Origin of the sequence: Arthrobacter sp. V1I7, from assembly GCF_030817015.1 — a bacterium.
Lineage (GTDB): Bacteria > Actinomycetota > Actinomycetes > Actinomycetales > Micrococcaceae > Arthrobacter.
In genome coordinates, this window is record NZ_JAUSYS010000001.1 from 1632369 (window position 1) to 1653903 (window position 21535).

Annotated in this window: 20 protein-coding genes, 2 tRNA genes and 1 riboswitch; of the genes, 19 read left to right on the forward strand and 3 right to left on the reverse strand. The window is 67.8% G+C overall.

What is annotated here, in order from left to right; all coding sequences use genetic code 11:
* Positions 1-91 precede the first annotated feature (91 nt).
* Positions 92-189: riboswitch (TPP riboswitch) on the forward strand.
* The 12 genes from QFZ69_RS07630 to QFZ69_RS07685 all read left to right on the forward strand — a co-directional run bounded on the left by QFZ69_RS07630 (position 172) and on the right by QFZ69_RS07685 (position 10796).
* Complete coding sequence (locus QFZ69_RS07630; protein WP_306916972.1) at positions 172-1845, forward strand: bifunctional hydroxymethylpyrimidine kinase/phosphomethylpyrimidine kinase; 1674 nt, start codon at positions 172-174, stop codon at positions 1843-1845. (Overlaps the previous riboswitch by 18 nt.)
* Positions 1846-2189: 344 nt before the next feature.
* Positions 2190-2498, forward strand: coding sequence for a 50S ribosomal protein L21 (gene rplU, locus QFZ69_RS07635; RefSeq protein WP_264357396.1), 309 nt, complete (start codon positions 2190-2192; stop codon positions 2496-2498).
* A gap of 63 nt (positions 2499-2561) precedes the next feature.
* Positions 2562-2825, forward strand: a complete 264-nt coding sequence (gene rpmA / locus QFZ69_RS07640; RefSeq protein ID WP_009372867.1) for a 50S ribosomal protein L27 — start codon at positions 2562-2564, stop codon at positions 2823-2825.
* Between the two features lie 116 nt (positions 2826-2941).
* Entirely contained in the window at positions 2942-4531 is a 1590-nt protein-coding gene (gene obgE / locus QFZ69_RS07645) for a GTPase ObgE (RefSeq protein WP_306916974.1), read from the forward strand.
* Positions 4521-5807 carry a glutamate 5-kinase gene (proB, locus tag QFZ69_RS07650; RefSeq protein WP_306916977.1) on the forward strand — a complete coding sequence of 429 codons (1287 nt, stop codon included), beginning with the start codon at positions 4521-4523 and terminating at the stop codon, positions 5805-5807. Before obgE ends, proB begins: the two co-directional genes overlap by 11 nt.
* A gap of 26 nt (positions 5808-5833) precedes the next feature.
* Positions 5834-7231 carry a glutamate-5-semialdehyde dehydrogenase gene (locus QFZ69_RS07655; RefSeq protein WP_306916979.1) on the forward strand — a complete coding sequence of 466 codons (1398 nt, stop codon included), beginning with the start codon at positions 5834-5836 and terminating at the stop codon, positions 7229-7231.
* Positions 7232-7311: 80 nt separating this feature from the next.
* Complete coding sequence (locus QFZ69_RS07660; protein WP_306916981.1) at positions 7312-7551, forward strand: hypothetical protein; 240 nt, start codon at positions 7312-7314, stop codon at positions 7549-7551.
* 55 nt (positions 7552-7606) lie between these two features.
* The gene (gene nadD, locus QFZ69_RS07665; protein ID WP_306919629.1) at positions 7607-8275 is read left to right on the forward strand and encodes a nicotinate-nucleotide adenylyltransferase; all 669 of its coding nucleotides are present in this window, start codon (positions 7607-7609) and stop codon (positions 8273-8275) included.
* 7 nt (positions 8276-8282) lie between these two features.
* Positions 8283-9839 carry a hypothetical protein gene (locus QFZ69_RS07670; protein ID WP_306916983.1) on the forward strand — a complete coding sequence of 519 codons (1557 nt, stop codon included), beginning with the start codon at positions 8283-8285 and terminating at the stop codon, positions 9837-9839.
* Positions 9840-9920: 81 nt separating this feature from the next.
* Positions 9921-10322, forward strand: a complete 402-nt coding sequence (gene rsfS / locus QFZ69_RS07675) for a ribosome silencing factor (RefSeq protein WP_306916984.1) — start codon at positions 9921-9923, stop codon at positions 10320-10322.
* Between the two features lie 154 nt (positions 10323-10476).
* A tRNA-Ala gene (locus QFZ69_RS07680) sits at positions 10477-10549 on the forward strand.
* Between the two features lie 174 nt (positions 10550-10723).
* Positions 10724-10796: transfer RNA gene (locus QFZ69_RS07685), tRNA-Ala, on the forward strand.
* Positions 10797-11029: 233 nt separating this feature from the next.
* Here QFZ69_RS07685 and QFZ69_RS07690 read toward each other — a convergent pair.
* Together QFZ69_RS07690 and QFZ69_RS07695 are read right to left on the reverse strand one after the other, a co-directional pair.
* Positions 11030-11419, reverse strand: a complete 390-nt coding sequence (locus QFZ69_RS07690; protein WP_306916986.1) for a hypothetical protein — start codon at positions 11417-11419, stop codon at positions 11030-11032.
* A 159-nt stretch (positions 11420-11578) separates the two neighbouring features.
* On the reverse strand, positions 11579-12082 hold the full coding sequence (locus QFZ69_RS07695; protein ID WP_307000011.1) for a hypothetical protein: 504 nt from the start codon (positions 12080-12082) through the stop codon (positions 11579-11581).
* 396 nt (positions 12083-12478) lie between these two features.
* Between QFZ69_RS07695 and QFZ69_RS07700 the strand changes: the two genes are divergently transcribed.
* The 5 genes from QFZ69_RS07700 (at position 12479) to QFZ69_RS07720 (ending at position 17441) form a co-directional block, all read left to right on the forward strand.
* Entirely contained in the window at positions 12479-13222 is a 744-nt protein-coding gene (locus QFZ69_RS07700; protein ID WP_306916991.1) for a hypothetical protein, read from the forward strand.
* Positions 13223-13347: 125 nt separating this feature from the next.
* Positions 13348-13698 carry a zinc ribbon domain-containing protein YjdM gene (locus QFZ69_RS07705; protein WP_306916994.1) on the forward strand — a complete coding sequence of 117 codons (351 nt, stop codon included), beginning with the start codon at positions 13348-13350 and terminating at the stop codon, positions 13696-13698.
* A 21-nt stretch (positions 13699-13719) separates the two neighbouring features.
* Positions 13720-14898: an NAD(P)-binding domain-containing protein gene (locus tag QFZ69_RS07710; RefSeq protein WP_373463153.1), complete on the forward strand. Its 1179-nt coding sequence runs from the start codon at positions 13720-13722 to the stop codon at positions 14896-14898.
* Between the two features lie 36 nt (positions 14899-14934).
* Complete coding sequence (locus QFZ69_RS07715; protein ID WP_307000013.1) at positions 14935-16104, forward strand: methyltransferase; 1170 nt, start codon at positions 14935-14937, stop codon at positions 16102-16104.
* A gap of 83 nt (positions 16105-16187) precedes the next feature.
* Positions 16188-17441, forward strand: coding sequence for an ROK family transcriptional regulator (locus QFZ69_RS07720; protein ID WP_373461825.1), 1254 nt, complete (start codon positions 16188-16190; stop codon positions 17439-17441).
* Between the two features lie 73 nt (positions 17442-17514).
* Here the strand turns inward: QFZ69_RS07720 and QFZ69_RS07725 are convergent, their stop codons facing one another.
* The gene (locus tag QFZ69_RS07725) at positions 17515-17712 is read right to left on the reverse strand and encodes a hypothetical protein (RefSeq protein WP_306916999.1); all 198 of its coding nucleotides are present in this window, start codon (positions 17710-17712) and stop codon (positions 17515-17517) included.
* Between the two features lie 439 nt (positions 17713-18151).
* Between QFZ69_RS07725 and QFZ69_RS07730 the strand changes: the two genes are divergently transcribed.
* On the forward strand, positions 18152-19138 hold the full coding sequence (locus QFZ69_RS07730) for a methylenetetrahydrofolate reductase (RefSeq protein ID WP_306917001.1): 987 nt from the start codon (positions 18152-18154) through the stop codon (positions 19136-19138).
* A 45-nt stretch (positions 19139-19183) separates the two neighbouring features.
* A complete protein-coding gene (metE, locus tag QFZ69_RS07735) occupies positions 19184-21526 on the forward strand; it encodes a 5-methyltetrahydropteroyltriglutamate--homocysteine S-methyltransferase (protein ID WP_306917003.1) in 2343 nt (780 codons plus the stop codon).
* The last annotated feature ends 9 nt before the right edge of the window (positions 21527-21535 follow it).

A 21535-nucleotide genomic window follows, 5' to 3' on the forward strand; every position in this document is an offset into this window, starting at 1 on the left:
GCATGGCCGCGGGTGCGGTCCGGACCCGGCGTAGCAATTCGCCGGGGTTTGGGCCGCACCCGTGGTTCGTTAAGCGCTGCGGCTAGGCTGGAGAACTGACACGGGGTGCCGCGCAACGAGCCGGCTGAGATCCAGACCCGTTGAACCTGTCCGGTTAGCACCGGCGAAGGGATGTCCATCGTGGCTTCAGTCGTTCTTCCGTCCGCATTTCTGCCCCCCGCGCCGACTACCGCTCCGGCCCGGATCCCGCGGGTGCTGGCCATCGCCGGTTCGGACCCCTCCGGCGGCGCGGGCATCCAGGCCGACCTGAAAAGCATTGCCGCGCACGGCGGCTACGGCATGGCCGCCATCACCGCCCTCACGGCCCAGAACACCCGCGGCGTCCGGGCCGTCCACGTTCCGCCGGCCGCCTTCCTGACCGCCCAGCTGGACGCCGTGAGCGCGGACATCGGCATCGACGCCGTCAAGATCGGCATGCTGGGCGACGCCGCCGTCATCGACGCCGTCCGGCGCTGGCTGGAACACGCCCGGCCCGGCGTCGTCGTCCTGGACCCGGTGATGGTGGCCACCAGCGGGGACCGGCTGCTGCCGGAAGCAGCCGAGACGGCCCTGCACGCGCTGCTGCCCCTCGCGGACCTCGTCACGCCCAATCTCGCCGAACTCGCCCTGCTGCTCCGGGAACCCGTCGCGGCCGACTGGGCCGAGGCCCTGGCCCAGGGCAAGCGGCTCGCCGCCCTGAGCGGCACCACGGTCCTGGTGAAGGGCGGCCATCTGGAAGGAAATGCCGACGGCGGCGCCGGAGCCGAACCCGGCACCGCCGGGGGCGAATTCGGCCACGACGGCGGGTGCCCGGATGCGCTCGTCAACACCGGGGGACTGCTGGACCAGGAGACGGTAGTGGTGACGGGCCGACGCGTGCCCACCAGCAACAGCCACGGCACCGGTTGCTCGCTGTCCTCGGCACTGGCGACGGTGCAGGCCCGGGTGGGGGACTGGGAAGCGGCGCTGCGCGAGGTCAAGCCCTGGCTCGAAGGTGCGCTGCGCAGCTCGGAGCACCTCGACGTCGGCACCGGCAACGGTCCGGTGCACCATTTCCACCACGTCCAGCACCTGACCTCGGACCACGGCACCACGGATCACGGCACCGCGGACCACGGCCTGGCTCAGGGTCCCGGGGACCGCCGGGTCCCGGCCGAGGGGGAGTTTGTCGCTGCCCTCGGGGCCGGCGCGGCCCCGGACCTCGACGAGATCTACGGCCTGGAGTTCATCCGGAGGCTGGCGGACGGCACGCTCCCCGAGCGGGAGTTCGCCTACTATCTGGCCCAGGACGCCCTCTACCTCAATGGCTACTCGCGGGTGCTGGCCCGGGCGGCCGCACTCGCACCCGCCGAAGCCGAACAGCTCTTCTGGGCCCGATCCGCCCAGCAGTGCCTGGAAGTCGAATCCGAGCTGCACCGGAGCTGGCTCAGCACCCGCACCGTGGAGGGAACGCTTGGGCCGGTGACGAAGTCCTATGTGGACCACCTGCTGGCGGCCTCGGTCTCCGGCAGCTACGGGGTGCTGGTCGCGGCCGCCCTGCCGTGCTTCTGGCTCTATGCCGTGGTCGGCGCGGAACTCCACGCGCAGTTCCTGGCCGCCGGTGCCGCCGAAGCGCACCCCTACGCCGACTGGCTGCGGACGTACGCCGACGAGGACTTCGCCGCGGCGACGCGGCAGGCCATCGCCATCACGGACGACGCGGCGCGCCGCGCCTCAGCCGGCGAACGGGACGCCATGGCCCTGGCTTTCAGGCAGTCGGCCCGTTACGAAGTCGCCTTCTTCGACGCGCCGAGACTGCACGCCTGACCGGCGGGGACCCGGCCAGCCTGTACGATGGTGGGGCACGGTTCCGGAAGTCGTTGCAGGAATGCTCTGCCTTAATGGAGTTAAGTCCGTCACGCATGGCCCGCCGGAGCCAGCCTCATTTGCGGCCGAAGGCAAAATTAGCGTAGTCTAGATCTTCGGTGCTTACGCCAACACTTGGGTTATGACCTTGAGGACAATCCGTTTTCGGATTTGACCACGGGATAGCTCATGGGTTCCCCCGGGGAGCCCACCGGCGTTGAGGCACAGCGTGAGCCAGCCAAACAACTTGGACCAGGTTCCGCACGCAAATCTAGTAATAAACGTCGAGAGAAGTGAGTTCCCCAGTGGTGTACGCGATTGTCCGCGCAGGCGGCCGCCAAGAGAAGGTTTCCGTTGGAGACTTCGTTACCCTGAACCGCGTCCCCGGTGGAGCCGGCAGCACCTTTGAGTTGCCCGCACTGCTCCTGGTGGACGGTGACAAGATCACGTCTGCTGCTGCGGACCTGGCCAAGGTAACGGTTACGGCTGAGATCCTCGAAGACCTTCGTGGTCCGAAGATCGTCATCCAGAAGTTCAAGAACAAGACCGGTTACAAGAAGCGCCAGGGTCACCGTCAGGAATTGACCAAGGTCAAGATCACCGGTATCAAGTAACTCTTCGTTACTGTTCAGGTTTCCAGCAGGTTCCCCAGAATTTTTTGAAGGCAGGCATTTCAAATGGCACATAAAAAAGGCGCGAGTTCCACTCGCAACGGTCGTGACTCCAACGCCCAGTACCTCGGCGTGAAGCGCTTCGGCGGCCAGGTCGTTTCCGCAGGCGAAATCATCGTCCGCCAGCGCGGCACCCACTTCCACCCGGGCGCCGGCGTCGGCCGCGGCGGGGACGACACATTGTTCGCCCTGACCCCCGGTGCAGTCGAGTTCGGCACCCGCCGTGGTCGTCGCGTTGTGAACATCGTGGCTGCAGCAGCCGCAGAGTAACAACAAGTTCTAAATCGGTGGGGCGGGCCATTTGGTCCGCTCCACCGGTGTTTTAACCGCATTACAATCATCTTGGGCCCCTTTACGGTCCAGGGAAAAGCATTGAGGAGATCCACGTGGCGAGCTTTGTAGACCGGGTAGTACTGCACGTATCCGGCGGTACCGGCGGCCACGGCTGTGTCTCCGTCCACCGCGAGAAGTTCAAGCCCCTCGGCGGTCCCGACGGCGGCAACGGCGGCAACGGCGGCGACGTCATCCTCCGCGTTGACCCGCAGACCACCACCCTGCTCGACTACCACCACGCCCCGCACCGGCACGCCACCAACGGCGGACCCGGCATGGGCGACTGGCGCGGCGGCAAGAACGGCGAAACCCTCATCCTCCCGGTGCCCGAGGGCACCGTGGTGAAGTCCAAGGACGGCCGGGTCCTCGCCGACCTCGTGGGCGAAGGCGCCGAGTACATCGCGGCCGCCGGCGGCATCGGAGGCCTCGGCAACGCCTCGCTCTCCTCGCAGAAGCGCCGCGCCCCCGGCTTCGCGCTGCTGGGCATCGAAGGCGAATCCAGCGACATCGTGCTGGAACTGAAGTCGATCGCGGATATCGCCCTGGTCGGCTTCCCCTCCGCCGGCAAGTCCAGCCTGATCGCCGCGATGTCCGCCGCCCGGCCGAAAATCGCCGACTACCCCTTCACCACCCTGATCCCTAACCTCGGCGTCGTCCAGGCCGGCGACGTCCGCTTCACCATCGCGGACGTCCCGGGCCTGATTGAAGGCGCCAGTGAAGGCAAGGGCCTCGGCCACTACTTCCTGCGCCATGTCGAGCGCTGCGCCGCCCTCGTGCATGTACTGGACTGCGGAACGCTCGAATCGGACCGCGACCCGCTCTCCGACCTGGCGGTCATCGAAGCCGAACTCGAGAAGTACGCCGTGGACATGAGCTTCGCCGGATCCGACGGCGAAGTCGTGCCGCTGAACCACCGTCCCCGCTTGATCGCCCTGAACAAGGTGGACCTTCCCGACGGCAAGGACATGGCCGAATTCGTCCGCCCGGAACTCGAGTCCCGCGGCTACAAGGTCTTCGAGATCTCCGCCACGAGCCATGAGGGCCTCCGCCAGCTCGGCTTCGCCATGGCTGAAATCGTTCAGGCCGCCCGCGACGAGCTCGCCGCTGCGCCGCCCAAGGTGCACGCCCCGGTCCTCAGGCCCCGCGCCGTCAACGAATCCGGTTTCAAGATCCGCCGCGAAGAGAAGAACCTGGAACCGCTGTTCCGCGTGCTCGGCGACAAGCCCGTCCGCTGGGTCAAGCAGACCGACTTCACCAACGAGGAAGCCATCGGCTACCTCGCGGACCGCCTCGCCAAGCTCGGCGTCGAAAACGAACTGTTCAAGCAGGGCGCCAAGCCCGGCGACACGGTTGTCATCGGCGAGGACGACGGCGTCGTCTTCGACTGGGAGCCGACCATGATGGCCGGCGCCGAACTGCTGGCCGCGCCGCGTGGCACCGACGTGCGTTTCGCCGACATCGGCGACCGCCCCACCCGTGGGCAGAAGCGCGACGAGCAGGTGGAACGCCGCGAGGCCAAGGCCGCCGCCCGCGCCGAGCTCGAAGCCGAACGCAAGGCCGGCATCTGGACCGAATCCGTCAGCGGACGCCGGGCCGTCAAGCCGGTCAAGGAGAGTGGACTGGGCGCAGCGGATGACGAGTAAAACCGTCATCGTGCCTGGTACGGCCGGCAGCGCCGAACCTCCGGTTCCGGCCGGATCAGCGCCGGACCGTGCCGTCCCCGGCCGTACCGTCCCGGACAGTACCGTCCCGGACCGTTCCGCACCGGACAGTTCCGTCCCGCACTCATCCGCCCGGAACGCTGCCGTCCCGGACCGTTCCGCGCTGTCCGGTGCCCGCCGGATCGTGGTCAAGGTCGGTTCTTCCTCCCTGACCAGCATCAAGGGCGGCATCTCGGAGGAGGCCCTGACGGGTCTCGCCGATGCCCTGGCGCACAAGCGCAACGACGGCGCCGAGATCATCCTGGTGTCCTCCGGCGCCATCGCCGCCGGACTGGCCCCGCTCGGACTCGAGAAGCGTCCCCGCGACCTCGCCACCCAGCAGGCAGCCGCGAGTGTGGGCCAGGGCCTGCTGATGGCCCGCTACACCCACGCCTTCGGCGCCCACGGCGTCACCGTCAGCCAGGTGCTGCTGACCGCCGACGACTTCATGCGCCGCAGCCAGCACACCAACGCCTTCCGGGCCCTGGACCGGCTGCTGAACCTCGGCGTCGTCCCGGTGGTCAACGAAAACGACACCGTCGCCACGCACGAGATCCGCTTTGGCGACAATGACCGGCTGGCGGCCCTCGTGGCGCACCTGGTCCGCGCCGACGCGCTGGTGCTGCTCTCCGACGTCGACTCCCTTTACGACGGGCCGCCCTCGCACGGCGCCAAGCGCATCCCGCACGTCACGGGCCCGCACGACCTCGACGGCGTCTCCATCGGCAGCACCGGCAAGGCCGGCGTCGGGACCGGGGGAATGGTCACCAAGGTGGAGGCGGCGATGATCGCCGCCGGCTCCGGAATCCACGCCCTCGTCACCTCCACCGGGAACGCCGCCGCCGCATTGGCCGGACAGGACGTTGGGACCTGGTTCTCGGTCAACGGCTCCCGCAAGCCCATCCGGCTGCTGTGGCTGGCGCACCTGGCAGCGGTGGAAGGCACGCTCGTGCTCGACGACGGCGCCGTTCAGGCCGTGCGCGACCGGCGCACCTCGCTGCTGCCGGCCGGCATTACCGCCGTCCGCGGCAACTTTGAAGCCGGTGATCCGGTGGAGATGGTCTCGCCGGACGGCACGGTGATTGCCCGCGGGCTGGTCAACTACGCCTCCGACGAGCTGCCCCGGATGCTGGGCCGGTCTACCAAGGAACTCGGCAAGGCCCTGGGCCGCGGATATGACCGTGTCGTGGTTCATGTTGACGACCTGGTGCTGGTCTAAGCCCGCCGCTCGCCTAAACTGGAGGCATGACTGAGGCCCTGACCCCCCGCTCCGCCGTGCTCGCCGACAAGCTGATGGCCGAAGGTCTGATCCCTGCGGACGGACCGTCGGAAGGCGCGCGCGAAATCCCGGTGTCCCCGGAGGCTGCGGAAGCAAGCGGAGCAGTCGACGTGGAGGCCGCCGTCCACGCCATTGCCGACCGCTCCCGCCACGCCGCCCGCCGGATGGCGCGTGCCAACCGCGCCTGGAAGGATCGCGGCCTGCGGGCAATCGCCTCCGCGCTGCTGGAGGGCAGCCGCCAGATCCTCGCCGCCAACGCCAAGGACGTTTCCGCGGGACGGGCCAACGGCACGTCCGCGGCCCTGCTGGACCGGCTCACGCTCACGGACGCACGGATCAAAGCCCTGGCCGGCGCCCTGGAAAACCTCGCCACGCTTCCCGACCCGGTGGGGAACGTGATGCGCGGCCAGACACTCCCCAACGGGCTTCGGCTGCGCCAGATCAACGTGCCGATGGGCGTCGTCGCCGCTATCTATGAGGCGCGGCCCAATGTCACCGTGGACATCGCCGGGCTGGGCCTCAAGAGCGGCAACGCCGTCATCCTGCGCGGCGGGACCGCCGCTGCCGCCACAAATGCCGCCCTGGTCACCATCCTCCGCGACGCGCTGGAATCGGTGGGCCTGCCGGCGGACGCCGTGCAGACCGTGGACCAGTACGGCCGTGACGGCGCTAACGCCCTGATGCGCGCCCGCGGACGGGTGGATGTCCTGATCCCCCGCGGTGGCCGCGAACTGATCCAGTCCGTCGTGACCAACGCCTCGGTGCCGGTTATCGAGACGGGGGAGGGCAACGTCCACATCTTCCTCGACGCCTCCGCGAACGAGGACATGGCCGTGGAGATCCTGCTGAACTCCAAGACCCAGCGGCCCAGCGTCTGCAACACCGTGGAAACCCTGCTGGTCCACTCCGGGTCCACCGTGCTGCCCGCTGTCGCCGCCGCGCTGCGGACCGCGGGCGTGACCCTGCACACCGACGAGCGGATCCGGGCGGCGCTGCCGGCGTCCGTCGAGTCCGTCCCCGCCACGGATGAGGACTGGGCCACCGAATACATGGACCTGGACCTCGCCGTGGCCATGGTGGACAGCCTGGATGACGCCGTCCAGCACATCCGCACCTGGTCGACCGGGCACACCGAGGCCATCCTGACCAACGACCTCGGGAACGCCGAGCGGTTCATTGCCGAGGTCGATTCGGCCGCCGTGATTGTGAATGCGTCCACCCGGTTCACGGACGGCGGTGAGTTGGGGCTCGGTGCGGAAGTCGGGATTTCCACCCAGAAGCTGCACGCCCGCGGCCCGATGGGACTGACCGAGCTGACCACCACGAAGTGGATCGTCCAGGGTGAGGGCCAGATCAGGGCCTAGCAACGCTGTAACATGGAACAGAAGTCCCGAACGGCGGGGAGAACCGCCGTCGTAAAATCCTGAAGTCTCTAGGGGAGAACATGCTGTCGCAGCAGATCGCCACAATTGTCGCCGCCACGGGCGAATCCGGCCATGAGGAACTCGCGCCGCTCTGGGCCGAGCCGTGGGTTTTCGGGGTCTCGATTTTCGCGATCCTCCTGGTCATGATGTTCGTCACACTGTCCTACTCCAACCTGGGCAAGCGCCACGAGGCCGTCGAGGAGCACTCGGATCCGCACCGCCAGCACCCGAACAAGCACGATCACGGCCAGGGCCACTAATATTTCCGCCACCATGAAGCAGGACGGCGCCCAGCGCCGCGTGCGTCTAGGTGTAATGGGCGGCACGTTCGACCCGATCCACCACGGACACCTTGTCGCAGCCAGTGAGGTTGCGGCGGAGTTCGACCTGGACGAAGTGGTGTTCGTGCCCACCGGCCAGCCGTGGCAGAAGACGAGCAAGAAGGTCAGCGAGGCGGAGCACCGGTACCTCATGACCGTCATCGCCACGGCCTCGAACCCCCGGTTCACCGTCAGCCGGGTGGACGTGGACCGGCCGGGGCCGACCTACACCATCGATACGCTGCGTGACCTGCGAACCCTGCGGCCCGACGCCGATCTGTTCTTCATCACCGGCGCGGACGCCCTGGCCCAGATTCTGTCCTGGAAGGACATCGACGAACTGTGGTCCCTGGCGCACTTCGTAGGGGTGACCCGGCCCGGCCATGTGCTGGACGGGATGGGCCGCAAGGACGTCAGCCTGCTCGAAGTCCCGGCCATGGCGATCTCCTCCACGGACTGCCGCGTCCGCGTGGCTGCCGGCTACCCCGTCTGGTATCTCGTGCCCGACGGTGTGGTCCAGTACATCGCCAAGTATGGACTGTACGACGGCGACCCGGACCCCGCGGCGGACCTGGCGGGAAACAGTGGCGGAATCGAAGCAGGGAACGAAGCGGCCCAGTACACCCGGTCCACCGAAATAAGCCAATCAGCCAGCACCGAATGAGTCTGTAATGAGTCAGGAACAGCCACCCGTCCGCAGCCGCCGCGAGTTGCGTCAGGCTCGGGATGAACGCCTGGAAGCGGGCCAGGAGTCCGGTACCGGGGCGCCCGGTGCCGTTGGTCCTGCCTCAAATCCGGCTTCCCCGAAGACTGTCGCCGCCAAGCCGGCCAGCCAGGTGGACACCGGCGAGCCCACGGCCGCCGAAATTACCGGACGCACCCGCCGCGTGGCTGACGGCCCGGTAGATTCCGTGCGCACGCCGGCCGGATCCGAACGGTCCTCGCAGGTCCGCGCGCGGGACCGTGCCGCGCTCCGCACGATCAAGGAACTCGCCGAAAAAGAAGGCCACCTCGCAGGCGGTGGGCCGCCCACCCGGCGCCAGTTGCGGCTGCTGCAGCTGGCGGCGGAAACCGCGCCTGCCACGGCGGCCAACCTGATTGTTCCCGCCTCGCCGCGAACCCGGGCCACCCCGGTGGTCGGGCAGCCGGGCACCAAGCCGGGGACAAAATCCGGCGACGTGCCGGCACCCGGCAAGGCCCCGGCAGCCAGCGACGCGCCGGCAGCCAAGGAAGCGGCAGCCGGCAAGGCCCCGGCAGCCAAGGAAGCGGCAGGCGGCAAGGCTGCCGGTAAGACCCCGGTACCCGGCGACGCACCGGCACCCGGCAAGGCCCCGGCAGCCAAGGAAGCGGCAACCGGTAAGGCCGCCGGTAAGGCTGGTGGGGAAAAGGCCGCCGGCAAGGCCGCTCCGGCTCCGGCTCCCGCGAGCGGCCCGAAGCGAACCGACCCGGGCGCCGACACCGGCGCTCCTGGCCCAGGGGGCCAGTTACCCGATGGGATGACCGTCGAGCAGGCCCTCGCCGCCCGCGAACTGCTGGCCCGGCAGGCGCACAACCAGCTGTCCAAGATGGAGCACATTGCGGCCAATGACCCGGACGCGGTCGATCCTGACGTCCTGGCCGAGCAGATCGCGATGGCCGAGCGGGCCGCGGTGCTGAACCGGCGTGCCGCCGCAAAGCAGAAGCTGGCCGCACAGAACGGCCAGCCGGCGCCGCTCCGGAACGACCCTTCGACCGCGAGCAATCTGGCCATGGTCACCCCCTTGGAATTTGAGCAAGTCCCCGGCGTGGAGCGGCCTGTCATGAAGCGCCCTGCCACGTCGTACGTTCCGGTCGTCACCAACCCGGGCCCGCGGGTGGAAGACCCCCGGAAGTCCGGCGGCCGCCGTCCCGGGTCGTCCCGGCAACGTTCAGTTCCGGCGACCGGCCGTGCCGGCGTGCTCGCCCGCGCCGAAGCTGCCGCCAAGGGTGCCGCCGAGGGTGCCGCCGAGCCCGCCACGCGCGCAAAGCCCGCGGTGCGGCCCGCCGTGGTGCCGAAGCCGGAAGAGGAGTTCGCCGGGAGGGCCCCGGTGGCTGCGAACTCCGCCTACGGCCTCGATCCCCTCGACGCGGCCACGGCAGGCCTCGGACGGGCACGCCGCCTCCGGATGCTGCAGCTGGGCGTGCTGGCCCTGGGGATCCTCGCCCTGATCGCCGGTATCACGCTGATCATCACCGGCCTCGCGGGCTAGCGCCGGTCCTCGGCCGAAGCCTCACCCCTTTTCCTTTCAAAGCTTTTCCACCCCAAAGTTTTCACCCCAACAAGGAGTCCCGTGACTGCAACAGAATCATCCATCGCTACAGCCCGCCACGCAGCCCGCGCTGCCTCGGAGAAACTCGCCGATGACATCGTGGCGCTGGACGTCAGCGAGCGGCTGGCCCTGGCCGACGTCTTCCTGATCGCTTCGGCGCCCTCCGAGCGCCAGGTCAACGCGATCGTGGACGGCATCGAAGAAGAGCTCACCAAGTTCGGCCTCAAGCCGACCCGGCGCGAAGGACGCTCCGGCGGACGCTGGGTCCTGCTGGACTACTCTGACATCGTCATCCACGTCCAGCACGAGGAAGACCGGGTGTTCTACGCTCTCGAGCGCCTGTGGAAGGACTGCCCGGTGGTGGACCTGCAGCTGGGCAGCGACGCCTCCGCCAAGGCCGCAGTCGCCTCCGAGACGGAGTAGCCCCGCTGCATAGCAACCAGCCGAAAAGCGCCAATATGCCCGATTTGGAATTTTCCGAAAGATTGTTCTAAGATATTTGAGTTGCTTCGGAGAGATCCGGACAAAGTATCGGAGCCGGAAGCGTAAGCCGACGGGCCGAAGCAGCGAAAATTCGGGGGCTGTGGCGCAGCTGGTAGCGCACCTGCATGGCATGCAGGGGGTCAGGGGTTCGAGTCCCCTCAGCTCCACCGGACAATCCGCCGGAATCGAAAGATTCCGGCGGATTTTTTGTTCCCGCAGCCCGGTACATTTCCGGCTCCGTGCTTTGTCTGCTCCCGTGCGCGCCGATTCGCGTCAGCGGGAAAAGTGGTTTAAGCTGATCAGGTTGCTTCCGGGAAGACGGTTCTTCTCCAGCATATTTCGGGGCTGTGGCGCAGCTGGTAGCGCACCTGCATGGCATGCAGGGGGTCAGGGGTTCGAGTCCCCTCAGCTCCACCGAAGAGGTCCCGCTCACCGAGCGGGACCTCCTTTGTTTCAACGGGTCGCACTGCACCTGTTCCTCCTCCGAGTAGGTGGAGGATGGTAACTTCGAGTGCTCCCGAGGCGAAAACAGGTAGCAGTTACTCCCTGTTGCCTCATTGCAATACCTCCGGGAAAGGTGATTCGTTGCCTCATTTGAAATCCTCCGGTTGACCCCTTCGTTGCCTCATTGAAAAACCTCCGGATTTTCAGTTGTTCCAGGCCCTGTTGACGGGTTTGACCGCGCCCGGCTGTTTGGCTCGGGCCAGTGTTTCGAGCTGCGCTGTGAGTGCCAGGATCTGGCGTGAGAGTGCGCCGGGTTTGATCTGCCTGAAGGCGGCGTTCATCCGAATGACCGGGCGCTTGCGCATCTTTTCGTGCCGGATGGCGCGCTGGTGGGGCGTGGCAGGTGCGTCGTGTTTCTTGGTCACTTTCGCGCCGTGCCGGTGTTTCTCGAGGAGCTTTTGCTGGGGCAGCAGGTAGTTGGTGAAGATCCGGTCCAGTTCCCAGATCTCGTTGAGTTTCTCGAGTTCCGCGGCGGTGTCGTAGCGGAGGTAGCCGACGAGTTCCCGGACCCTGGCCCAGTTCTTCTGCTCCACGTGCGCGCCGTCGTTCTTGTTCCCGGGACGGGAGCGGGTGAACGTGATCTGGTGGGCGTGGCAGTAGGCGAGCAGGTGCTCGTTGATGAACTCCGAGCCGTTGTCCGAATCGATCCCGATGATGGGAAAGGGAACACAGCGGTGACGTGTTCGAGGGCCTCAAAGACCCATTTGGCCGCCTTGTTCCGCACGGACCGATTTCACCGTCCAGCCGGTGGAAATGTCGGTCACTGTCAGGGTAAAGCAGAATTCCCCGAAGCTGTTGCCGCCCTCGTGGCCGACCAGATCGATCTCCACGAATCCCGGGACGGCGTCGTCCCACTCGGCCCAGGTCCGGATCGGGATCTGGGATTTCAGGAGGGTGCCGGGCTTGGTGTGTGACCGGCCCCGCGGGAAAAGTTTCGCCCGTTCACCGACGAGTTTCCGGTCGATGGTCGCCGCGCTCATGCGCATCAGCAAAGCAGCCTGATCATCCGTGATCGCAAGCTCCTTGTCCCGCCGCAATAGCGGCACCAGAACCGGCAGCATCGGGGCCAGCAGCCTGCCGGCAGGAGCCCGCAGCACCGCCCAGCACCTGATCAGCGGCGGGAGCAGATCAGGGCCGTAGACCGGCGTCCTGCCCGGTCTGGGCTTGACGATTTTCAGGACCAGGGCCTCCCGCAAGGCGACCCTGGCATAGTCGCGGTGCCAACCGGGTCAGTTCGACCAGCTCGTTCAGGATCCGGGATTTCCCTGCACGATCGGCGCTCTTATAGGCGAGGGCTTTCTTCTTTGTCACAGCTTGCCGCTGGTCCATCGTTAGCTCCATGAAAACGGGCATAACCCCCATCCGCCGCCCCGGCCGGAAACCACGCCGCTACGCGGAGGTTTTCAATTGAGGCAACGTATCCGGCTACGCGGAGGTTTTCTACGAGTCAACGCGTACTCGTGCATATCACTGCTCTGACCACGTAGGATCAGGCCTACGAAGAACTGCGGCCGGAAGCAGGGATCGGTATGCGCGATCAAAATAGTTCCCTCCGAGCGACGACAGCCCCCAGGTTAGGTCCAAAGCGGCGGGTGTTTCGACAGATCCGTGCGGTCACGATCGCCTTGGCGCTGACCGCGTCACTGCTGGTCGGCCTTGCAGCGGGTGCCTCGGCGGTGACCTGCGACCGCTCCACTGCAAAGCCGGCAAACTCGTTCCCCGGCAAAGTCATCGCGGCGTCGAATTTCGAATCCGGGAAGCTCAAAGGATTCAAAGTCACCACGCAGGGCAACGGCTCCGTCGAGGTGGCTTCAGCGACTTCCCACTCCGGAGCCTGCGCCGCGTTCTTGCACGCGACGACGGCCGACAAATCCATTGCCTACATGCAAGCGGCCCTGCCCGGCAAGACAGCCGAGGTCTATGCGGACGGTTGGTTCAATATCACCAAAGCGGGGGTGGATGGAAACAACGTCCCGTTCTTCCGCTTCTTCAACGGCAGCGAGCGCGTTTTAGACCTATTTCGAGATAATGCCAGCGGTGCTGTGGTGCTGCGCCTGACGGCCCCCAACGGGTCATTCAGTTACACGACTCTGGTGCCCGACGTGGCGCTGAGTACTTGGCACCACGTAGCAATGCACGTCGTGGCCAACGCGACCGCGACCAGCGTGCAGGTTTGGTTCAATGAACAGTCCGTTTACGCCAGCAATGCGGTCAGAATCGGCGCAGAATCGTTGACGGCCGTTCAACTGGGAGCTGAGCACGATACGCAGATGGGCGACACTTACGCGGACGACGTGATCGTTAAGGCCGTCAAGCGCACTGGACGCAATCGCTAAGGCCGTTAAGGGCACTCCCGGGACCGAATGGCGGCGCCCCGCCGCAGGGGCGCTGATGAGTGTCAGTGAAAGTTATCCTACCCCTCCCGCGGCGCGGGTCGCTCCAGGGGAACTAATATTGGGACGTGGACGAGACGCTACCGCCGTGCCCCGAATGCTCCAGCGAATACACCTACGAGCTGGGCGCGCTCCTGGTCTGCCCCGAATGCGCGCACGAATGGTCCGCCGCCGCTGAGTCCGCAGCGGACGACGCCCCGAAGGGCATCAAGGACGCGGTCGGCAACGTCCTCGCCGACGGGGACACCGTCACCGTCATCAAGGACCTGAAGATCAAGGGCAGCTCCACCGTCATCAAGGTCGGCACCAAAGTCCGGGGCATCCGTCTCGTCGACGGTGTGGGCGACCATGACATCGACTGCAAGGTGGACGGCGTCGGCCCCATGCAGCTCAAATCCAGCGTCGTCAAGAAGATCTAGGCGGGGGAGCAGGCCATCAGTGTGGAGCAAGTGCTGCCTGTCGACGTCGTCGTGATCGGCGCGGGTCAAGCCGGGCTTTCGGCCGCCTACCACCTGCAGCGCCGCGGCTTCGTCCTGGCGGGAACCGGCGCCGCGGGGGAGCCGGGAGCGCCGCCGGCGCGGACCTACCTGGTGCTCGACGCCGAAGACGGCCCCGGGGGAGCGTGGCGCCACCGCTGGCGGAGCCTGCGCATGGCGACAGTGAACGGCATCAGCGACCTGCCCGGCATCCCGCAGCCGTCAGTTGACCCGGATGAGGCGAGTTCAAGCTTCCTGACCCGCTACTTCCGCGGCTACGAGGATGAGCTCGGGCTGGCCGTCCTGCGGCCGGTCAAGGTGCATTCCGTCCACCGGGAGGACGGCCGCCCCGACGGCCGGCTCCGGATCTCCACCCCCCGGGGCAGCTGGTCCGCCCGGGCCGTGATCAACGCCACCGGCACCTGGACGCGGCCGTTCTGGCCCATCTACCCGGGCCGCGCCAGCTTCCGTGGGCGGCAGCTGCATGTCGCCGACTACGTCTCGGCCGAAGAGTTCCGCGGCCGGCACGTGATCGTGGTGGGCGGCGGGATCTCAGCCGTCGGCCTGCTGGACGAGATCTCGCAGCTGACCAGCACCACATGGTTCACGCGCCGCGAGCCGGTGTGGCGCGACGCCGGGTTCGACCGGCAGGCCGGACACGACGCCGTCGCGCTCGTCGAGGAGCGCGTCCGCCAGGGCCTGCCGCCCCAGAGTGTCGTCTCGGTGACCGGGCTGATCAGGACCCCGGCCCTGCAGGCCGCGGCCGCGCGCGGCGTGCTGGAGCGGCACCCCATGTTCACGGCGATCGAACCCTGGGGCGTCCGGCTGGCCGACGGCGGCTTCCTCGCCGCCGACGTCATCCTCTGGGCCACCGGATTCCGGGCCGAACTCGACCACCTGGCCCCGCTGCACCTGCGGGGTGCCGGCGGCGGGATCGCGATGGACGGCACCCAGGTGGCCTCAGAGCCGCGGGTGCATCTGATCGGCTACGGTCCCTCCTCGTCCACCATCGGGGCCAACCGGGCCGGCCGGGCCGCCGTGACGGGGATCCTCAGTATGCTGTCGGAGCAGGATAAGTTGGTACAGGCCCTGAACCCAGCGGGCCCCTCACGACCCGGGCCAGAACAGCAGATGCGGGCCTGAACAGACAACCTGAACAGACAAGGTGGCAGCTAACGCGTGGCGGACAACAAGCTCGATTCGCTCTTTTCCCGGTTGCGGAGGTTCCCGGACGTTGAGGCAGCCAACCTCCAGGCCTGGGACGCCACGGACAGGCTCCTGCTGGAAACCGCGGCCGGATTGCTGGAGCCCGGGACCCGGCTCGCCGTGGTGGGGGACCGCTACGGCGCGCTGACCCTCGGCGCAATAAGCCTGGAGGACGTCGCCGGTTCCGCCGCATCCGCCGGAATCGGGCCGGTCCGCGTCCACCAGGACCTCATCACAGGCGAGCGCGCCCTGCGCAACAACGCCGACGCCGTGGGCATCCCGGCCGGCTTCGAACAGCTCCCGCTCGGAGCGGGACTTCTGGAGGGGGCCGCCGTCGTGCTCCTGCAGCTGCCCAAGTCCCTGGCCGAGCTGGAGGAAATCGCCGACGCCGTGGCCCGGTACGCCGCCCCCGACGTCGTGCTGCTGGCAGGCGGCAGGGTCAAGCACATGAGCCTGGGCATGAACGCAGTCCTGGAGGGCTATTTCGCCGAAGTCCAGCCCCAGCTCGCCCGGCAGAAGTCCCGGATCCTGCTGGCCAGCGGCCCTAAGCCGGTTCCGGCAGCGCCGCCCTTCCCGGTCAGCGAGGACAACGCGGAACTGGGGCTGACGGTGTGCGCCCACGGCGCCGTCTTTGCCGGGACAGGGCTGGACATCGGCACCCGGTTCCTGCTGGACTTCCTGCCGCAGATGCCCGCCGCCGGCCGCGCTGTCGATCTCGGCTGCGGCACCGGGATCCTCGCAGCCATGTACGCGCGGGCCAACCCGGGCGCCCGGGTCATTGCCACCGACCAGTCCGCCGCCGCCGTCGCATCCGCCCGGGCCACCGCCGAGGCCAACGCTCTTGGGCGGCAGATCGAGGCGCTCCAGGACGATGCCATGGATTCGCTGGCGGCCGGAAGTGCCGACCTCATCCTGCTGAACCCGCCCTTCCACGTCGGCGCCGCCGTCCATGCCGGTGCCGGCATCAAGCTGATCGAGGCCGCGGGGCGGGTTCTCGCGCCGGGCGGGGAACTGTGGACGGTGTTCAACAGCCACCTGCACTACCGGCCGGCGCTGGAGCACCTGGTCGGCCCCACCCGGGAGGTCGGCCGGAACCCGAAATTCACGGTCACGGCGAGCACCCGGAAAACCGCCGGGGGCTGAAGCGGTGGGCCAGTGGGCGGCCCAGCGCGTAACGTACGATTCTGGGATAAGCAGTGCGCAGCCGAAGACGTTTAGGGGAATCAGTGACTGAGATCCGCCAGCCCTCGCCAAGGCGCGGAACCAACTTGCCCCGGATGGGCGACTTCAACCTCACCGTCATTCTCGATGCCATCCGGCGCACGCCCGGGGGTTTGAGCCGCGTGGAGCTGGCGCAGATCGTCGGGCTGTCCCCGCAGACGATTTCGAATATCTCCCGCCGCCTGCTGGACCAGAGCCTGATCGTCGAGGCCGGGAAAGAGGGCACCGGACCGGGCAAGCCCCGGACCATGCTCCGGCTCAATCCTGCCGGCATGTACGCCGTGGGTGTCCACCTGGATCCTGCCGTGTTGACGTTCGTGCTGCTGGACCTGGTGGGGGCCGTGGTCAAACACTCCCGGATCACCACGCCCTCCGGATCCGACCCGCGAGCCGTCATTGACACCATTGCCGCCGAGATCCAACGGCTGATCGAGGTCTCGGGCGTGGACCGTGCGAAGATCGCCGGCCTGGGCGTGGCATCGCCGGGCCCGATCGACCTGGAGGAGGGCACGGTCGTTGACCCGCCGCTGCTGCTGGGCTGGGTCCGGGTCCCGCTGCGGGATGCGCTGGCCGAGGCCACGGGCCTGTCCACCCTGGTGGACAAGGACGTGACCAGCGCCGCCGTCGCCGAAACCTGGGCGGGCGGCCCGAGCGGCGCCGGCAGCTTCGTGTTCATGTACATGGGAACGGGTATCGGCTGCGGCATCGTCCTCAATGACGAGGTGGTGCGCGGCACCTCGGGAAACGCGGGCGAGATCGGGCATATCATCGTGGACCCCGACGGTCCGCCCTGCGATTGCGGCAAGCGCGGCTGCGTGAAGTCCTCCTGTATCCCGCAGGTGCTGGTGGCCCAGGCCGAAGCGGCCGGAATACTGGATGGCTCACGGCAGGACAAAGGTGCCCCGGCGGTCCAGGAGGGCTTTGCCGCACTCTGCGACGCCGCCGAGGCCGGGAATGCCGAAGCTGTGGAAATCATCGAGAAATCCGCCGTGCTCGTCGCCCGGGCCGTCTCCGTGATCACCAACACGCTGGACGTGGACCGGGTGGTCTTCGGCGGCCCGTTCTGGACCTGCCTCTCCGAGTCCTACCTGGCCATAATTCCCGGACTTATCGAGGAGGCCAGCGACACCCGGAAGATCCACGCCATCGAAGTGGTAGGCACCGGCGTCGGCGAGGACGTCGGGGCAGTCGGCGCCGCCTGCCTCGTCCTCGAGCACACTCTCGCGCCGCGGTCCCAGCGCCTTCTGCTGGAGGGGTAGCGCGACCGGATCCCGCCGCCGGGTCCCAGCGCCTTCTGCTGGAGAGGTCCCGCCGCCGGGTGCCCGCGACGCCTCAGTCGATGTCTTCCAGGATTGTGCCGAACGGGATGCTTTCGTCCAGGTGCGCCTGGTGATCGTTGGGATGGAACACCACGCGGACGCCGTGTGATTTGTCCGCGGCGGACTGCATCAGGACGGGCCGAACCGTGTTGATGAAACTCTCGCTCTTGCCGACGAGATACTCCTGGTAACTTGCTGGAAGCTGGATCATGGCAACAGGATAGACCCGCGCCGCACCCGATGGGGAGGGCTCCGGTCTCGAAAGGGGACGCCGGGCCCAGCGCGCAGCGCAAGCCCTGACGGTCGAAAGCGGCGAAGAATATTCTGTCCGACCCCGCAGCCGACCGTAAAGCTGCGTCTTAATTCGACGGGCGACTTGAATGCCTCCGCGTCGGCCCCTAGAGTTCTATCCAAGTTACCGAGGTAACGTGTCAGCGATCCTCCGCAGGCGGCCGGCCCCCAAGGCGGTCCAGGAGGGTGTGGGTGCCCCCATGTGGGCCTGACATTTGCTCACGGAAAACTTCATATCAGGCGTACCAGTCGCGGCTGCGTCCTGCTGAAGTTCTCTCCGTGTTCCCAAACTCAATTCGCTGTCGTCAGCCCGCCGGTTTCCGGTCTCCTGGCGTCAGGGTTCACAGCCAAGGACGCAAATGTCACCACCCAGCCTTATCGATACCCATCCCAATCTTGCCGTCGCGGCCCCGGTTGCGCTGTCCTACGAGCTTTTCCCGCCGCGGTCTCCCGCGGCGGCCGAATCGCTCTGGACCACCATCGGCGAACTGGAAGCCACCAACCCGGATTACGTCTCCGTCACCTATGGTGCGAGCGGCTCCAACCGGAACACCGCCGTCGAGCTGATCAACCGGCTCGTGCAGGAAACCACGCTGCGGCCGCTGGCCCACCTGACCTGCGTGGGCAATTCCCCGCAGGAGCTTGCCGAGATCATCGGTGAACTGCTCGACGTCGGCGTGCGCGGCATCCTGGCCCTCCGCGGTGACCAGCCCAAGGACGGCGGCGTCCCTCCCGAGGGTTCGCTGCGTTACGCCCAGGACCTGATCGAGCTCATCCGCCGCGTGGAACAGCGCCGCTCGGCCCTGCTGTGCGCCGGCAAAGTGGCCGTCGGTGTCGCCGCGTACCCCACCCGGCACCCGGAATCGCCGAGTGAGGCGCACGACGTCGAGGTGCTGCTGGCCAAGCAGCGTTCCGGCGCCGACTTCGCCATCACCCAGGTCTTCTTCCACACCGGGCAGTACGCGGACCTCCTGACCCGTGCGCGCCGGGCCGGCGTCACGATCCCGATCATTCCCGGTGTCATGCCGCTGACCAGCATCCGGCGGCTGACCCGCCTCGGCGAGCTGACCGGCGTCGAACCGGCCCCGGAACTGATTGAACGGCTCGCCGCCGCCGATACCGACGCCGAACGGGCGCGGATCGGGGTCGGCGCCACTGTGGACCTGGCCAACGCGGCCCTGGCAGCCGGCGCCCCCGGAATCCACCTCTACACCTTCAATGAGCACGCCGCAGCGCTTGACGTGCTGGACAAGCTTGCCCTGCCGCGCCCGCGGCGCTCTGCAGTGCACGACGCCGCACGGCTTAACCCGGCGCGGCGCACTGCCGGCCGCCAGCTCGCCAGCTGACCACACGCTTCCCCCCACCCGAACCACCAACACCAAGGACTTCCCATGACTGAAAAGAACACCACCAACCCCACTCCGTTCCCGGCCGCCTCGATCCTGGGCTACCCGCGCATCGGCCGCCGCCGTGAACTCAAAAAGGCCGTCGAAGCCTACTGGGCCGGCAAGATCGACGCCGCCGCCCTCGACGCCGCCGCCAAGGAGATCCAGCTCGGTACCGCCAAGCGCCTGCAGGGCGTGGGCCTCACCGAAGCCGCCGCCGTACCCGGCACCTTCTCCTACTACGACCAGGTGCTCGACGCCGCCGCCCACCTCGGCGCCGTCCCCGCCCGCTTCGGCCAGCTCCTCAACGCCGCCGGCCAGCTCGACATCGACGGCTACTTCACCCTGGCCCGCGGCAACAAGGACCAGCAGCCGCTGGAAATGACCAAGTGGTTCGACACCAACTACCACTACCTGGTCCCCGAGATCGGCCCGGAGACCAGCTTCGCGCTGACCTCCAACCGGATCGTCGAGGAGTTCGAGTACGCCCTCGCCAACGGTGTGGAGACCCGCCCGTACCTCGTCGGCCCGGTGACCTTCCTGCTGCTGAGCAAGGCCTCCGACGACGCCCCGGCCGGCTTCAGCCCGCTGTCCCGCCTCGAGGACGTGCTGCCCGTCTATGTCGCCCTGCTGGAGAAGCTCGCCGCTGCCGGCGCCAGCTGGATCCAGCTGGACGAACCCGCCCTCGTGGTGGACCAGGACACTCCCGCCGGCGAGATCCAGGCCGCCGTCGCCCGCTCCTACGAGGCCCTTTCCGCCGCGGCCAGCCGCCCGCAGCTGTTCGTGTCCACCCCGTACGGTGCGCTCAACGGCCAGCTCGGAACCCTTGCCGCGACCGGCATCGACGCCCTGCACCTGGACGTCTTCAAGGGTGAGGTCCCCTCCGCCGCGGCGCTGGCCGCGCTGGGCAACAAAACCCTCGTCGCCGGCGTCGTCGACGGCCACAACATCTGGCGCAACGACCTCGCCGCCTCAGCGGACAAGATCGCCGAGCTGCAGAAGTCCGTCGCCAGGCTGGCCGTCAGCACCTCCACCTCCACCCAGCACGTTCCGCACGACGTCGACGAGGAAGTCCAGCTCTCCGCCCAGCTGCGCAGCTGGCTTGCCTTCGCCGACCAGAAGGCCGCCGAGGTTGTCACCCTCGCCGGCCTGCTGACCGACCCGGCCGCCGTCCGGCCGGCCATCGACGAGGCCACCCGCATCATCGCTTCCCGTGCCGCCGCCGAGGGTGTTCAGCGCGCCGACGTCCGGGCCCGCGCCGCGGCCCTGACCGCCGCCGACTTCAACCGCTCCGAGTATGGTGTCCGTGAAGCAGCCCAGGAGAAGTCCCTGGCCCTGCCGCCGCTGCCCACCACCACCATCGGTTCCTTCCCGCAGACCGCCGAGATCCGCACCGCCCGGGCCCGCGCCAACAAGGGTGACCTCAGCACCGAGCAGTACGAGCAGCTCATGAAGGACGAGATCAAGCGCGTCGTGGAGCTGCAGGAAGAGCTCGGCTTCGACGTCCTGGTCCACGGCGAGCCCGAGCGCAACGACATGGTCCAGTACTTCGCCGAAAACCTCGAAGGCTTCGACGTCACCGTGCACGGCTGGGTCCAGTCCTACGGCTCGCGCTGCACGCGTCCCTCGATCCTGTGGGGCGATGTCACCCGCAGCGCCCCCATCACGGTGGAATGGGCCCGGTACGCGCAGTCCCTGACCAACAAGCCGATGAAGGGCATGCTCACCGGCCCGGTCACCATCCTGGCCTGGTCCTTCGTCCGCGACGACCAGCCCCTCGGCGAGACCGCCAACCAGGTGGCCCTCGCCCTCCGGGACGAGATCGCGGACCTCGAAGCCGCCGGCATCCAGGTCATCCAGGTGGACGAGCCCGCCCTGCGCGAGCTGCTGCCGCTGCGCAAGGCCGACCAGGCCGCGTACCTGGACTGGTCCGTGAAGTCCTTCCGCCTGTCCACCGCCGGAGCCGGGGACAGCACCCAGATCCACACCCACCTGTGCTACTCCGAATTCGGCGCCATCATCGACGCGATCGACGGCCTCGACGCCGACGTGACCTCGATCGAGGCGGCCCGCTCCCGCATGGAGGTCGTCCACGACCTCGAATCCCACGGCTTCGGCCGCGGTGTCGGCCCGGGCGTCTATGACATCCACTCGCCGCGCGTCCCGGGCGAGCAGGAGGTCACCGAACTGCTCAGCACCGCCGTCAAGCACGTCCCGTCCCGCCAGCTCTGGGTCAACCCGGACTGCGGCCTGAAGACCCGGGGCTACGCCGAGACCGAGGAGTCCCTGCGTAACCTGGTCCACGCCACGAAGACGGTCCGCGCCGGACTGCTCGAAGCGGCCAAGTAGCAGCACGCT

What these genes read in the sequence shown, in the direction of transcription:
- QFZ69_RS07630 (WP_306916972.1), top strand. Translation starts at nt 172, where the DNA reads ATGTCCATCGTGGCTTCAGTCGTTCTTCCGTCCGCATTTCTGCCCCCC.
- rpmA (WP_009372867.1), top strand. Translation starts at nt 2,562, where the DNA reads ATGGCACATAAAAAAGGCGCGAGTTCCACTCGCAACGGTCGTGACTCC.
- proB (WP_306916977.1), top strand. Translation starts at nt 4,521, where the DNA reads ATGACGAGTAAAACCGTCATCGTGCCTGGTACGGCCGGCAGCGCCGAA.
- QFZ69_RS07655 (WP_306916979.1), top strand. Translation starts at nt 5,834, where the DNA reads ATGACTGAGGCCCTGACCCCCCGCTCCGCCGTGCTCGCCGACAAGCTG.
- QFZ69_RS07660 (WP_306916981.1), top strand. Translation starts at nt 7,312, where the DNA reads ATGCTGTCGCAGCAGATCGCCACAATTGTCGCCGCCACGGGCGAATCC.
- nadD (WP_306919629.1), top strand. Translation starts at nt 7,607, where the DNA reads ATGGGCGGCACGTTCGACCCGATCCACCACGGACACCTTGTCGCAGCC.
- QFZ69_RS07670 (WP_306916983.1), top strand. Translation starts at nt 8,283, where the DNA reads ATGAGTCAGGAACAGCCACCCGTCCGCAGCCGCCGCGAGTTGCGTCAG.
- QFZ69_RS07725 (WP_306916999.1), bottom strand. Translation starts at nt 17,712, where the DNA reads ATGATCCAGCTTCCAGCAAGTTACCAGGAGTATCTCGTCGGCAAGAGC.
- QFZ69_RS07730 (WP_306917001.1), top strand. Translation starts at nt 18,152, where the DNA reads ATGTCACCACCCAGCCTTATCGATACCCATCCCAATCTTGCCGTCGCG.
- metE (WP_306917003.1), top strand. Translation starts at nt 19,184, where the DNA reads ATGACTGAAAAGAACACCACCAACCCCACTCCGTTCCCGGCCGCCTCG.